Origin of the sequence: Sphingobacterium faecium, assembly GCF_003054045.1 — a bacterium.
Lineage (GTDB): Bacteria > Bacteroidota > Bacteroidia > Sphingobacteriales > Sphingobacteriaceae > Sphingobacterium > Sphingobacterium faecium.
Genome location: NZ_QBKH01000009.1, coordinates 44,404 through 59,789 on the forward strand (window position 1 = coordinate 44,404; position 15,386 = coordinate 59,789).

The following is a 15,386-nucleotide window of genomic DNA, read 5'->3' on the forward strand; positions in this document are numbered from 1 at the left end:
TAGGGGTATAGGAATCAATCGATCTTTTGAAAGGCTACCCGAGGTGTTCCATCGCTGACATAGATAATCCCGCAACGTGTATATCCCAATCTTGTCAACACCTTCTGCATCGGGATATTTGTTTCATGGGTATCGACACGAATATTGTGACATTGTTCGAAACACCATTGAAAACATCGTGATGCGACACCCTTCACCTGACCATTAGAAGCTAAGCGATGTACCACACCGTATGGAGCATCATTTAACCATTGACCACCTTCAATAACCGTATAATTTGGATCAGGATCCAAAGAGAAACAGAATGTCGCAACTATGGTGTCGTCTTCAAGACAGACGTAATTTTCTCCTATGTCAATCGTTGATTGAATATATGCACGAGAGGGATAGCCATTTGTCCATTGAATGGTATTGCCACTTGCTCGCATTAAACCTCGTGCAATGTCAATAATAGCCATCACCTCATCTAAATCCTCCAATTTTGTTTTTCTAATATCCATATTTTAAAATAACCTTTTATTTTGTTAGTAACGAAGTGACCAGTGATCAAGTAACGAAAGGTCTAACTTTCTAACTGAATAACCTTCTAACTCCTTAGTAGTAACGAAGTAACCAGTGATCAAGTAACGAATGGTCTAACCTTCTAACTCACTAACCTTCTAACCAACTAACGGACGATCTGTTTCATATTCAACGGTAATTCCTGATTCAAATCTATCAAATAACCGTTAATGACGGCATATTGAATTTCATTATTTTTCTTTAGGAAAAAGTTTGCTTCTTGACCTAAACTTAAGCTATTAAAAGTCTGCAATTTACCCGTAGTTAGAATATGTATAGGCAAATTGTGCAACGTATTTATTTGAGCTTTATCCACTCTTACTGCCGCATACCCTTGTTTCAATAATGCCCTTATCGTTGACGGATTCAGATCGCTGAGATGCTCGAATGGGGATTCATAAACATGAGCTTCTACCCATTCAAAATCGGATAGATCTACATCATCGTATCCATAAAAATCATGAAGATCTCCTATATCTTCCACATATCCTTTAACGTAATAATCGTCATTGACGGTGATTTCATCTCGGCGGATGGCAATATCTACTTTCAAAGGCAAACCCTTTGAAACAGTCGATACGCGACGCAATATAACGTCGTGCAACTGGGAGGCATTGAAAGGTATCTGTTGGTATGCTGAGATTGAAAATTGCTGATAACTATCTTGTGCTATTTGCATTAAAGCATTTAGAATCACAATGAAATTCAATTTCCTGATCTGCTGTTTTTCCGGATCGCCTGCAAATGCTCCTGATTCAATTAAAATCGTACTTGCTCCCCATTTTTGAAAACTATCACCAAATGCTCTTGGAGAATGTTCATCGTCATATTTAGCTACTGCTCCCGGTATATAATCTTGGAGCAATTGATGCATTCCGGCAATTATTTTCATTGCATTGCCACGGACTTCATTGATATCCCGCTCCCAGTTATAAGCTGGAGCCAATAACGAAATAGTAACCGGTGTTTTAGTTCCTGGAACATTATAATAGATATTCTGATCGTGTAAATTGAATCCGAATTGTGGTCTTATAAGTTCTGCCTGCTGTCTTAAAAGTTTTCCTTCTGGAGTTGCTGTATCTCGGGCATCCCGATTAAGATCAATCTGTTGCGCATTTCTTCTGGTGTAAACTTCTGCCCCGTCGGGATTGAGCATCGGGATAAAGTGAATGGTTAAATGGGATTTCAACAGTGATCTTAAGGAATCAAATTGATCATTTTTACCTTCTAAAAAATTGAAAAGATCAAATAATGCCATCGTTGCGGTGGGTTCATCGCCATGCATTTGAGACCATAGCATGACTTTTTTGTTTCCAGCTCCGTAGGTAAGCTCATAGATCGCTCGTTTTTGGACTGATTGTCCGATCTGCTTGACTTGTAGATCCTGTGATGCTTGATGTTTTTTGATTAAATCGACTACTTGAGCATGTTTAAATCTCCGGCTTGTTAAGGTAGACTCTCTATATAATGAATGGGCTTCATCAAAGTCATTTTTATTTAAATTCATGGTTTGGGCAAAAATTGTATTTACAGAAATGATGAAGATTAAAAAGAAGATAATTTTCATCATGGAGCTAATTTCCGTCAGTCTAATCCGTTTATTCATCAATCACTTTGTTTATGATAGACACTTATATTTCCTTCAGTAATGTTAAAGATCTGAAGTGGTCATGATCTGTTGATTATTTTGGTTTACAAACTACTGTATGCATATGCTGATTCTATTTATCTTGATTAATCTTTTAATACTTGCTGTAATAAGGTAATCGTTCCTTTGTCGGCATCCATTTTGACATGTGCGCCTACAGGTAGGATAAATTGATTGGCAATATGTCCGATCATGGCTCCTGAGTAAGCGGGTACCCCCAGTGGTTTGATGTAATCGTTTAGGACTTGTTCTAATGTTAAGGAGCCGTATCCACCTGCGGGCCCGCAGTCGGTACATTTACCAAATACGAAACCTTTGATCTGATCCAAAATCCCGGCTAATTTCAATTGACAGAACATGCGGTCTACTCGTTCTATATTTTCATCGACTTCTTCTAAAAATAGAATTGCATTTTTAAAATCGGGTAAATAGGCCGATCCGCATAGGCCACTGAGCAGTGTCAGGTTTCCTCCTAATAGTATACCTTCTGCTTGTCCTGACCTTAAGGTAGTGATCCGTTCTTTATATTGGATAAAATTATCTCCTTTATCTGTTGGGTTTGCAAACTGTGTTGACTGATTAAGGAAAAATTGATTTTCAAAATTTTTAGCAACGCTATTGCTCCATGTGCTGATACCGACTGCGCCATGAAAGGATATTAAACCAGTCTTTTTATAGAAGGCCATGATCAGTGCGGTAATATCGCTATAACCTAATAATACTTTTGGGTTATTGGCGATGAGCTGATAATCAATCTGCGGCAATAAACGGGAAGCTCCCGCCCCTCCGCGTATACAGATAATGCCTTTGACTTCTTGGTCTGCAAACATGCTGTGGATATCGGCTAGGCGCTCTTCATCTTTTCCTGCCAAGTTACCGTATCGGCTGCGGATATGTTTTCCTTCTTTTACTTGGAAACCAAAAGCTTGAAAGATCTCTCTTGTCATCACAATGGATTCTTCGGTATCAATCACTCCCGCAGGAGCGATTAATCCGATGGTATCTCCTGGGTACAATAGTCGAGCTAATAATTGCTTTTGGGCGGCTATTGTTTCGATAATCTCTTCTTGTGCAAATGACCATGCTGGTATACTGGATACGGCTATGCCTAAAGATTTTAAAAAGGTTCTTTTGTCCATAGATGGAGGATTAGCAAAATTATCGGTTAAACAATAGACGCTTTCCTGAACCGTACTCGATCAAGCTTCCTTTGGAATACGCTAATTTTCCAGAAACGATGGTATGTTCGATGGAAGATTTAAAGGTATGATCTTCAAATGGAGACCATCCACATTTGGAAAGGATATTTGATTTTGTTACGGTATATGGTTTGTTCAAGTCTACGAGTACCAGATCTGCCCAATATCCTTCTCGAATAAAACCACGTTCTTCGATCTGAAAACAAATTGCTGTATTGTGTGCTGATTTTTGAACGATCTGCTCTAAAGTCATTTTACCATCATGATACATATCCAGTAATGCTTGTAACGCATGTTGCACTAATGGGCCTCCCGATGGTGCCGCACTATAGGCTTGTGATTTTTCTGCAATCGTATGAGGAGCATGATCGGTAGCAATGACATCAATGTGTCCGTCCAATACTGCTTTTACAATTTCGTCTCTATCGTTTGCTGTTTTTACGGCAGGATTCCATTTAATAAAATTACCTTTTGCGGCGTAATCTGCATCGGAGAACCACATATGGTGAATACATGCTTCTGTGGTAATTAATTTTTCAGCCAAGGGGATGTCATTTCTAAATAAGGCAATTTCTTTGGCCGTTGATATGTGTAGGATATGCAAACGCGTATTGTTCTTTTTAGCTAATTCAACTGCTTTGGAAGAGGAGATGTAGCAGGCTTCAGCAGAACGGATAAGTGGATGCATATCTATCGTCAATCCTGCATCGCCATATTGCCCTTTGTATATTGCTAAATTTTCTTGTATAGTCGTTTCGTCTTCACAATGTGTAGCGACCAACGTTGGTGAATTGGCAAATATATCTTCCAATGCGCGCTCATTGTCAACCAACATATTTCCGGTCGATGATCCCATGAATACTTTCACACCACAGACATCACGAGGATTGGTTTTCAATACCTCTTCCAGATTATCATTGGCTGCCCCCATAAAGAAGGAATAATTGGCTAAAGCATTTTGAGATGCAATATCATACTTATCTTGTAATAAGGACTGTGTCAACGTATTAGGCATTGTATTGGGCATTTCCATAAAGGATGTGGTTCCTCCTGCTACCGCAGCACGACTTTCGTGCCATATATCGGCTTTATGAGTCAGTCCTGGTTCACGGAAATGAACTTGGTCATCAATTAATCCGGGTAAAAGGTGTAAGCCCTCTGCATTAATCTCCTGATCGGCTGGGTGATTAATTTCTGCAGCAATCATTTCGATACGACCATGGCTGATATATACATCTGAAGTTGTTATTTTTCCTTCATTAACGATTTGTGCAGATTTTATAAGTATTGTTGACATAGTTGCTTGTAATATTTAATATGATAACAAACTTAGAGAAATTTGTTTTATGTTCAATTCTAATTGCATAATATATCCTAAATTTATTCGCTGGAATTTGTTTTAGGGGGTACTGTTAAAGGTTTTGCAAAATTATTTTTGCTCTGGCATAACAACTTTCCTGTAGCATAAATAAACAGTAAAGGGCTTTGAAGTATTTATAATCCAAAATTCCTGATTATGTTGAAATCATCAAAAAACTTGACCCTTATCTAGTAAAACAGAAAAAGCAGTAATGAATCATTACTGCTTTTCTGTTTTTAAAAGTTAAAGTAAGCTTAGGCTACATCAAATTTATACCCCACTCCTTTTACGGTTGTGACATAATCTTCACCAATTTTTTCTCTCAGTTTCCTGATATGAACATCAATAGTCCTATTGGTTACGACCACGGAGTCTTCCCAAATACTTTTCAGTATCTGCTCTCTTGTAAATACTTTATTGGGTTTGGATGCAAGTAAGTACATCAGCTCAAATTCTTTTTTTGCAAGAACAATTTTCTGTTCACCACGATACACTAAGAAAGAATCACGATCGATAACCAAATCCATGATTTCTAATTTATCTTGTGATCTTGCTGCTTCTTCAGAAACATTTCTTCTTAAAATGGCATTAATACGGCTCATCAAAGCACGAGGCTTGATAGGCTTTGCAATATAATCGTCGGCTCCAACATGGAAACCTGCAATTTCGGAATATTCTTCACTTCTAGCCGTTAAAAATACCATAAATGTATTCTTAAACTCAGGCATAGCACGCATTAGTCGACAGGCTTCAATTCCATCCATCTTTGGCATCATAACATCCAAGATAATAAGATCTGGATTGATATCTTTAGCTACATTGATAGCTTCATGACCATTCGAGGCAGTCGATACTTGATATCCTTCTCGCTTTAAATTGTAAGCAATTAAATCTAGAATATCCTGCTCATCATCAACTACTAATATTTTTTGCTTTGCAATGCTCATCTTCTTTTTTTTGCTAAATTATGAACAAAATGACAACAAAACATTAACGAAGTGTTATTAAATTGTTAAGTAACATTCCGAAAGTTAATATATAATTTGCGCTATTTTAAAGTTTTCTTTAAAAAATCTTCCAATTCTTTGCCGCGCAAATTTTTAGCAACGATCAAACCTTCAGGATTTAATACGTAAGATGCTGGAATTCCTGTAATGCGGTACAAGCCGACGACCTTCGAACCCCAAGCTTTTAAATCGGAAGCATGGGTCCATTGTAACTGATCATCTGCTATGGCTCGCATCCAAGGTCCTGGGTTATCGTCTAACGATACGCCAAAAACATCAAATCCTTTTGCTTTATATTGATGATATAATTTAACAATATTGGGATTTTCCTGACGACAAGGCATACACCACGACGCCCAAAAATCTAACAAGACATACTTACCTTTAAAATCCGATAGTTTGATTGATTTATTGTTCGGTGTAAACGATTCAAAGTCTGGAGCTGGCTGACCTATAGCCAATGTTCTCAATTTATTGGTTTCTTCTTTGAACTGTGTAACGTAACCATTGTCTAAGAACTTATCTTTGATCTTATCGGCATAGGCTATAATTTCAGATTCTGCGATCTCCGGATCTAAGGTACTGATAGCATAAAAACCTGCAATATCATCATGCTTTTCAGCAAAATCTACTGCCGCTTTAGTATAATACTGCAGTTGTTCGGTAAACTTCTGTTTATATTCGCTTCGCAGGTTTTCAATTTCATCAACATCTGCGGTGATCGATTTCTTAGCAAAATCTGCCTGCAATGAATCACGAACAGCATCACGTCGGTTTCTCATTTTGGAGAAAGTCTTGATCGTGGATGATAGATCTGACCCTTCGATCAGATAGTCATTGACATCTTTTTGAAGGTCTGCTTTGAATACAATCTCCTCACCGGGAGAAGCAATCAAATCATACCGATTTTTACCCACACGAAGCGATAATAGACGTGCTTGACTAGTAGGTCGTTTAAATTGAAAAGCATTATTATCTCCAAAAAACATAGAATCTAATTTTCTTTCGCCTTCATATAAGGATACTACTTTAATATTTCCGGGATTTTCGATTTGACCAGAAATTGTAAACTCATCTTTATTTTTACATCCAATAAGAAATAAAAATAAACAACCCACCACTAGCAACGCCTGTTTCATCATATTATCATTTTACTTTATAAATTCAATTGCTCTTTGAATCGCAGTTGCTAATCCAGCACTGTTTTTCCCTCCTGCTGTCGCAAAGAATGGTTGCCCACCTCCACCACCTTGGATATCTTTGGCTAAATCGCGGATGATATGACCCGCATTCAAGCCTTTTGATTTTGCTAGCTCATCTGAGATCACAACGGTCAAACTTGGTTTACCGTCAAAGTCTGCCCCTATAACTAAAAACAGATTATGAACAGCACCTTTCAATGCATAAGCCAATGTTTTAACGGCTTCTGCATTCGGCAGATCAACCACTGTAGCTAAGAAATTAACATCACCCACTTGTTGCAATTTGCTTTCTAGGTCTGACTTTAAAGCCAATGATTTTTCAATAATCGTTTTTTCTATTTCCTTCTTCAAGGCGCCATTTTCCTCAACCAATTTGCCCAAAGCGGCAACAAAATCTTTTGGATTATTCAACAAGCCTTTGATCTGATCCACCAATTCAAAATGCTCGCGGATAACAGCTGCAGACTTTGTTCCTGTAATGGCTTCAATACGACGTACACCCGCAGCAACTGCTGACTCTGATGTGATCTTAAAGAAACCAATCTGCCCAGTTGATTTAACATGGGTACCACCACAAAGCTCTTTTGAGAATGTATCATCGAAAGTAATGACACGAACGTAATCACCATATTTCTCGCCAAATAAAGCCGTGACGCCAGAATCCAATGCTTGCTGATAAGGTATGTTACGTTCTTCCTTCAATACGATGTTTTCACGGATTTTAGCGTTAACTATATCTTCTACTTGTTTGATTTCTTCGTCTGTAACTTTTGAAAAATGGGAAACATCAAAGCGCAAAATATCCGCATTGACTAATGAGCCTTTTTGATTCACATGATCACCCAATACCTGCTTTAAAGCAGCATGCAATAGATGGGTCGCAGAGTGATTATTTTCGGTATCTACTCGTTTTGCCTGATCTACTTGAGCAACAAAAAGACCTTCAAAACTCTGGGGTAATGTATCGATAAAATGTACGAATAAACCATTTTCTTTTTTGGTATCGGTGATATATATTTTCTCTCCAGAAACTTCAGATACTAGAGCTCCCGTATCGCCTACCTGACCACCACCTTCGGCATAAAAAGGGGTTACCGATAGTACTAACTGAAATTGGTCTTTGCCTTTTGCTGAAACTTTACGGTATTTGACAATTTCTGTTTTTGCCGTTAAGGTATCGTAACCGACAAATTCAAATCCTTCGTCTTCATTGACTAAAATCCAGTCTCCGGTATCAATTGCTGTTGCCGCACGGGAACGCTCTTTTTGAATCTGTAATGCTTGATTAAAACCAACCATATCCACGGACAGATTTTTCTCTCTTGCTAACAATTCGGTCAAGTCAATTGGAAATCCATAAGTATCGTAGAGCTCAAAAGCAAAGTCTCCTGCAATGGTTGTATTTGCTTCCGCATAATTTTCGAAACGTTGTACTCCGGTCACTAAAGTTCTCAAGAAGGATACTTCTTCTTCCAAAATCACTTTTTGAACAAAGCTTTCTTGTGCTTTCAATTCATTAAATACACCGTCAAATTGTGCTGCCAATAAAGGTACCAATTCGTTGATGAATGGAGTTTTGAAATTTAGGAAAGTATAAGCATAACGCACTGCCCGACGCAAGATACGACGGATCACATAACCTGCTTTATTATTAGAAGGTAATTGACCATCGGCAATCGCAAAACTAATCGCACGGATATGATCTGCAACGACACGCATAGCGATATCTGTTTTCTCATCTGCACCGTAAGCAATACCTGCTTTCTGAGAAATAAATTGAATAGTTGGTTGAAAAACATCCGTATCGTAATTGGATGTCTTTCCTTGAATAGAACGTACTAAACGTTCAAATCCCATCCCTGTATCGACGTGTTTGGCCGGTAGCGGTTGTAATGAACCATCTTTTAGACGATTAAATTGCATAAACACTAAGTTCCACACTTCGATGACTTGTGGGTGATCGGCATTTACAAGTGACTGCCCCGATACTTCTTGGCGTTCTTGGTCTGTACGCATGTCGTAATGGATTTCAGAACAAGGACCACAAGGACCTGTCTCACCCATTTCCCAAAAATTATCTTTTTTATTACCTAATAGAATACGATCTTCTGCAATCAAAGCTTTCCAAAAATCGTAGGCTTCTGTATCTTTTGCTAATCCCTCTGAATCATCACCTTCAAATATGGTAACGTAAAGACGGTCTTGATCCAATTGATAAACCTCCGTAAATAATTCCCATGCCCATTGGATTGCTTCTTTTTTGAAATAATCGCCAAAACTCCAATTTCCTAACATTTCAAATAAGGTATGGTGATAGGTATCGATACCTACCTCTTCCAAATCATTATGCTTACCGGATACACGTAAACAACGTTGTGTATCGGCAACACGCGGAAATTTAATGGCGGCCTCGCCTAAAAATAAATCTTTAAACTGATTCATTCCCGCGTTTGTAAACATCAATGTGGGATCATTTTTCACCACAACTGGTGCTGATGGTACGATCTGGTGTCCTTTACTTTTGAAAAAATCCAAAAAAGCCTGACGAATTTCTCTACTTGTCATTGAAAATCTAATTGTCTAATTATGATGTTGCAAACTTACTTAAATTTGCCTCGTAATGCAATTAGACAGATGTATTTTAGTCTATAATAATGTATTAAGAATGTCAAGAATTGAAATAAATTTTGACTATTTTTAGAAATAATTCAATTTAGAATCAGATTTAAGAAAAAAAAATGAAATAAGGTACTTGATCAAGTAGTATGTCCAAAATCACCAAATTTCATTAAATTAATCACGTATTTAAATCAGGATAACAAATACCTTTACAACAGGTAATAAAAACAAAACTAACTTATACCAATTATGTTAAACAACTACGGTGATGTTGTCATGTTTTTTATAACCAAAGATAACACACAACGTAAAACTTAACGATCAAACAACATGAGCAATAAAATTTTAGTTCCAATTGATTTTTCAGACAATGCCAGCACTGCGATTCAATTTGCAATTGATTTGGCAAAAAAAAGGGGATTCGAAATTCATTTATATCATAACTATACGGTTTCATCCAGTAGTTTTGATGATGAAAACAAGGATAATGCTGACGAAAATTTCAAAGCAGATGTGTTAATGTCTGATTTGATCGATAAGTTGAAAGCAGAAAATCCAACGGTTCCTTTTACTTCAAAATGCGAGCGTGGTATCATCACAGAGTCCTTATTAAAGGAGACAAAAAATGCGGGTTATTTAGCTATTATCATGGGGACAAAGGGAAAAACCGACGACACCAGTGTCATCGTTGGTAGCACAACCTATGCAGTGAGCCAAAAAAGCAATATTCCTGTGATTGCTATTCCAGTTCATTATCAAACAAAAGATATTGATAAGATTGGGCTACTTTCTAATTTTAAATATGCTGAGCTGGACACTTTAAATGAATTTATTAAAATATTCGGATCAAATGTGAAAGTTCAGATCATACATGTGCACTATCACCCAGATTCTGAAGCTGATATCGAGGATAAGTTAGAAATCTGGAAATATCAAATCAAGAAACATACTGAAATCACGGATGTAGACATAGAAGTAGATTCTATACAAACCGATGTGGAGGAATTGGATACGATTCCTGAAGTAATCAATGAGATTATCAAAGATGAACAAATTGATGTGGTGTTGATAACGAAGACACGTAAATCATTTTTTGAACGGTTATTTAAAAAATCTGTTGCAAAACAAATCATTCATCATCCAATTATTCCTACATTTTTTTCTAAAGCTTAAATCATTATGGGTAAAATATTAGTACCAATCGATTTTTCTGAAAACTCCATAATTGCAGCAAGATATGCAAGGGAGATTGCGCTTGAAAATCAAGATGAGCTGGTTTTCTTACACGTATATACGAAGCACGTAAACCAGTACGCAAATTTCGTTGTTCATGGTGAACACATTGTCGACCCTACAGTAAAGGATGCTGAACGAAAGTTGAGCGAAGTGGTCAATGAAGTGAACGAAAAATCTCCAACGTTGACAGTAAGCCAACTTTTTAATGAAGGTGTTCTTTCGGAAGTCATTGCCAAAGAAACGACTAATAACAATTATAAAGTAGTCGTCATGGGAACAAAAGGTGCTTCCGGCCTCGAGTCTGTCCTCATTGGTAGCAACACCTATGATGTAATTAAAGATGCACAAATTCCTATTTTAGCGATACCGGCTTACGCAACAGCGTATAAGAAGGATACCATTGCACTGTTGACAAATTTTAAACCTGGAGAACTGGAAGTTTTGAAGCAGGCTATACCGGTATTTGGAAATAAATTTCATCTGCTCCTGATACATATTAACAAGGCAGAATCGGATCTAAAGGTATTGGACAAAAAGTTTGACCAATGGATCGAAAATATCATTACGGAGACTGGAATTGATGATGTTTCCTATACGATAAAAAGCAGAAGCTATTTTGCCAATTCAGCAGAAAGAATAGCAAATGGCATACAGACCATGATTCGTGACGAGAATATTGACATCATCTTAATCACCAAAAGTCGTAAGACATTTTTTCAAAACTTATTTTCTGAAAATATAATAAAAGAAATGGCAATGGAAATAATCATCCCAAACTTCTTTGGCAAGACTAATTTTAAGGGTTAGATTCCTAAAAAAGCTACATCTTAACGCAGAAATGTAAATTATAGTATACATGGTGCCACTTTTTTTACAGCAGAGCAAATCAATAAGTGGTCAATTAACTACAAAAATGGGGAAATCTACAACTGGTTTGAGCTATGAGGGCCATATTGGCAACATTATTGCCTAAAGCACAATAAGAAGATTAAAAATTAAAATTAGAAAAATATGAAGATTAACCTTAAGAAAACTGGTTTATTAGTAGCAGCGGGACTGTTAACATCTGCTTCATTTGCACAAAATGCAAAAGTTGGTTCTATCGAAGGAACTACTCCACTGGGATCATCTACCGAATATAGAACTTGGTCTATTGGTATTGGTGCAGGGGTTTTAAATCAAACTAATATTTTCGGTTTCAACCGTAAAGATTATAATGATTTAGATCACAATTTAGGTTATTCTGCATACATTAAGAAACAAATTTCCCCTTCTTTTGGATTTAAAGCATCCTACTTAGGTGGTAAAGTTGGTGGAGCATATAAAGATGGATCACAATCTTTCGAAACTAAAACACCATGGTCAGCAGCTTTATCTGGAGAGTGGACAATGGCTAATACGAACTGGAGATTTTTCAACAGTTTCATCAAGCCTTATGCTTCATTAGGTTTAGGGGTATTGAACTCTGAGGCTACAGTAACGATGGGGTCAACAAGCACAACAGCTGAATCACAATCGAAGTTATTCGTTCCTGCTGATTTCGGATTTAAATTTGCAATTGCAAAAGGTATTAACTTAGACTTAGGTTATCAATTGAACTGGGCTAACCAGAAATTTGATGGATCTAATCCTGCTGCGTCTCCACAACCAACATACAAAAACGACTTATTCTCGTATGCACATGCTGGTTTAGAAATTGCTTTAGGCGATGGTTCAAAACCTGCTCTGAATAATTCAAACCCGGTAGCTACTTTAGTAAATGATTACACAGCAAAATACGATGAATTAAAAGCTCAACGTGATGCATTGGATGCTGCTAATAAAGCGTTACAATCAAAAGTTGAATCATTAAACTCAGATTTGCAGGATGATGATGGTGACGGTGTTGCTAACAAATTTGACAAATGTCCAAATACACCTTCAGGGGTTCAAGTAGATGGTGCTGGTTGTCCAATCCTTGTTAAAAATGAAACTAAAATTGTAGAGAAAGTGATCACTGAAACGGATAGAAGAACAGTTGATGAAGCTATCAAAAACTTAGAATTCGAAACTGGTAAATCAGTGATTCGTGCTAATTCTTACAACTCATTAAATAAAGTTGCTGCATTATTAGTAGAAAAAGATTTCAGTTTGAAATTAGCAGGTCACACCGATAACACAGGTTCATTAGAATTAAACTTGAGATTATCTAAAGATCGTGCTGAGGCAGTGAAAGCTTACTTAGTATCTAAAGGTGCTAATCCTTCTCGTATTGAAGCTACTGGTTACGGACCAAACCAACCTATTGCATCTAATAAAACTGCAGAAGGTCGTCAACAAAACCGTCGCGTTGAGTTTACCATATATTAGTAGATATTGATATCTGATAAAGAAGGGCTACTCCAAAAGAGTAGCCCTTTTTACATCATTAATTTTTGAGAATAAATCAATTTATTTGACTGAACCTTTTTTGATGGATAAAAAAACAACAGAACAGAGCTGCCATTAAAGGTATTTAAAATGGATTAAGATAGATTTTGTCATCCAAAAAACACAATATATCAAATACTTATGTCAAAAATTAGTTTGGTAAATATTATTTCCCTATATTTGCATCGCCTTAGGCAATAGAGCCTATTGTATAAATTAATTCATGAACCCATTTTTAGAACTGGGAATCCGTGAGGAAATTGTTAATGCCATCTCAGAATTAGGTTTTGAAAAACCTTCTGAAATTCAGGAAAAAGCCATTCCTGTTTTATTGACTGGTAACGACGATTTTGTCGGATTAGCCCAAACCGGCACAGGTAAGACAGCAGCATTTGGTCTTCCATTATTACAGCAATTAGACTTTTCTCAGAAACATCCTCAAGCGTTGGTATTATGCCCGACACGTGAGCTTTGTTTGCAAATCTCGAAAGATATAGAAAGATATGCTAAAAACCTAGACAACGTACATGTTGTTGCGGTTTATGGAGGTGCAAATATTAGTGACCAACTACGTCAGATCAGACGTGGAGTGCAAATTGTAGTAGCGACCCCAGGTCGTATGTTAGATATCATTGGCCGTAATGCTATTGATTTCTCTCAAGTAAAATATGTTGTGTTAGATGAGGCGGATGAGATGCTTAATATGGGCTTCAAAGAAGACATCAACAACATTTTGTCAGAGACTCCTGACACTAAAAAAACATGGTTATTCTCAGCTACCATGCCTTCAGAGGTTCGTCGTATTGCTAAAAACTATATGACTGATCCTGTAGAGATGACTGTAGGAACAAAAAACACAGGTAATGCAAACATTGAGCATCAATATTATTTGATTAGAGCTAAAGATAAATATGCTGCTTTCAAACGTATTGTTGATTCAAACCCTGATATTTTTGGTATCGTATTTTGTCGTACAAAAATTGAAACTCAAGAAATTGCAGAATCTTTAATTAAAGATGGTTACAATGCCGATTCACTACACGGAGATTTATCTCAACAACAACGTGACAAAGTGATGAAACGTTACCGTGACCGTAGTTTACAACTATTAATCGCTACAGATGTAGCGGCGCGTGGTATTGATGTAAACGACGTAACTCACGTAATTAACTTCTCTTTACCTGATGAAATTGAAAACTATACGCACCGTTCGGGCCGTACAGCTCGTGCTGGTAAAACTGGTATTTCAATCTCTTTAATCAACATTAAAGAACAAAGCAAAATCCGTCAACTTGAAAAAGTTATCGGAAAGCAATTTGAACGTAAACAAGTTCCTCAAGGAGCTGATGTTGTTGAAAAGCAATTATTGACAATCATCAATAAAGTTCAGAATGTAGAAGTTAATGAGGATCAAATCAATCAATTCTTACCAGCTATTATGGAAGGTTTTGAGTCGTTATCGAAAGAAGATATCGTAAAAAGATTTGCTTCATTAGAGTTCAATAGATTCTTAGATTATTACAAAGGTGCACACGATTTAAATATCGAAGCACGTGATATCAGCAGCAATGGCCGCGAACGTGGCGAAAGAGGTGAACGTGGTGAAAGAGGCGAGCGTGGTAGTTCAAAAGGATTTACTCGTTTGTTTATGAACTTAGGTTCTGTAGATGAATTCAGCCGTGGAGACATGTTAGGATTTATCTGTAACAACGCTAAAATCTCTGGTAAATCAATTGGTAAAATTGATCTAAAAGGAGTATTTACTTTCTTCGAAGTTGAAGATGCTGAAGTTGCTAAAGTATTTGAAGGATTCAAAGAAGTTGATTTCAACGGACGTAATGTTCGCATCGAAGTTTCTGGAGATGGAAAAACTGAAAACCGTGGTGGTGGAAACAGAAGCCGTGGTGGAAGTGGTGAGCGCAGAAGCTTTGGCGGTGGTGAAAGACGTGAAGGTGGATACCGTGGTGGAGATCGCAGAAGCGGTGGCGGTGAAAGACGTGAAGGTGGATACCGTGGTGGAGATCGCAGAGAAGGAAATGCTGGTGGTTTTAGAGACTTTTCTGGAAAAAGAAAAGAATCTAGTAACAAGTACTAATCTATTCAAGCTATACATAATAAGAGCGGCTATCCAAAAGATAGCCGCTC

General features: G+C 37.2%; 11 protein-coding genes. 4 read left to right on the top strand and 7 right to left on the bottom strand.

Annotated elements, in window-relative coordinates; all coding sequences use genetic code 11:
* Positions 1-14: 14 nt before the first annotated feature.
* The 7 genes from C8N37_RS20585 to alaS form a co-directional block, all read right to left on the bottom strand.
* Positions 15-500, bottom strand: coding sequence for a GNAT family N-acetyltransferase (locus C8N37_RS20585; protein WP_108160697.1), 486 nt, complete (start codon positions 498-500; stop codon positions 15-17).
* Positions 501-667: 167 nt separating this feature from the next.
* Positions 668-2,167, bottom strand: a complete 1,500-nt coding sequence (locus C8N37_RS20590) for a M14 family zinc carboxypeptidase (protein ID WP_244914492.1) — start codon at positions 2,165-2,167, stop codon at positions 668-670.
* Between the two features lie 128 nt (positions 2,168-2,295).
* Positions 2,296-3,348 carry a S66 peptidase family protein gene (locus C8N37_RS20595; RefSeq protein WP_108160699.1) on the bottom strand — a complete coding sequence of 351 codons (1,053 nt, stop codon included), beginning with the start codon at positions 3,346-3,348 and terminating at the stop codon, positions 2,296-2,298.
* A 19-nt stretch (positions 3,349-3,367) separates the two neighbouring features.
* Positions 3,368-4,705, bottom strand: a complete 1,338-nt coding sequence (locus tag C8N37_RS20600) for a dihydroorotase (RefSeq protein ID WP_108160700.1) — start codon at positions 4,703-4,705, stop codon at positions 3,368-3,370.
* A 317-nt stretch (positions 4,706-5,022) separates the two neighbouring features.
* Positions 5,023-5,715, bottom strand: coding sequence for a response regulator transcription factor (locus C8N37_RS20605; protein ID WP_045754305.1), 693 nt, complete (start codon positions 5,713-5,715; stop codon positions 5,023-5,025).
* A 101-nt stretch (positions 5,716-5,816) separates the two neighbouring features.
* Positions 5,817-6,917 (bottom strand): TlpA family protein disulfide reductase, encoded by a 1,101-nt coding sequence (locus tag C8N37_RS20610; RefSeq protein ID WP_244914493.1) that lies wholly within the window; start codon positions 6,915-6,917, stop codon positions 5,817-5,819.
* Between the two features lie 9 nt (positions 6,918-6,926).
* A complete protein-coding gene (gene alaS, locus C8N37_RS20615; RefSeq protein ID WP_108160702.1) occupies positions 6,927-9,542 on the bottom strand; it encodes an alanine--tRNA ligase in 2,616 nt (871 codons plus the stop codon).
* Positions 9,543-9,926: 384 nt separating this feature from the next.
* Here alaS and C8N37_RS20620 point away from each other — a divergent pair, with 384 nt between their 5' ends.
* The 4 genes from C8N37_RS20620 to C8N37_RS20635 all read left to right on the top strand — a co-directional run bounded on the left by C8N37_RS20620 (position 9,927) and on the right by C8N37_RS20635 (position 15,336).
* The gene (locus C8N37_RS20620) at positions 9,927-10,769 is read left to right on the top strand and encodes a universal stress protein (protein ID WP_108160703.1); all 843 of its coding nucleotides are present in this window, start codon (positions 9,927-9,929) and stop codon (positions 10,767-10,769) included.
* A gap of 6 nt (positions 10,770-10,775) precedes the next feature.
* A complete protein-coding gene (locus C8N37_RS20625; RefSeq protein ID WP_108160704.1) occupies positions 10,776-11,639 on the top strand; it encodes a universal stress protein in 864 nt (287 codons plus the stop codon).
* Between the two features lie 204 nt (positions 11,640-11,843).
* Positions 11,844-13,181, top strand: coding sequence for an OmpA family protein (locus C8N37_RS20630; protein WP_108160705.1), 1,338 nt, complete (start codon positions 11,844-11,846; stop codon positions 13,179-13,181).
* A gap of 283 nt (positions 13,182-13,464) precedes the next feature.
* On the top strand, positions 13,465-15,336 hold the full coding sequence (locus C8N37_RS20635) for a DEAD/DEAH box helicase (protein WP_108160706.1): 1,872 nt from the start codon (positions 13,465-13,467) through the stop codon (positions 15,334-15,336).
* The last annotated feature ends 50 nt before the right edge of the window (positions 15,337-15,386 follow it).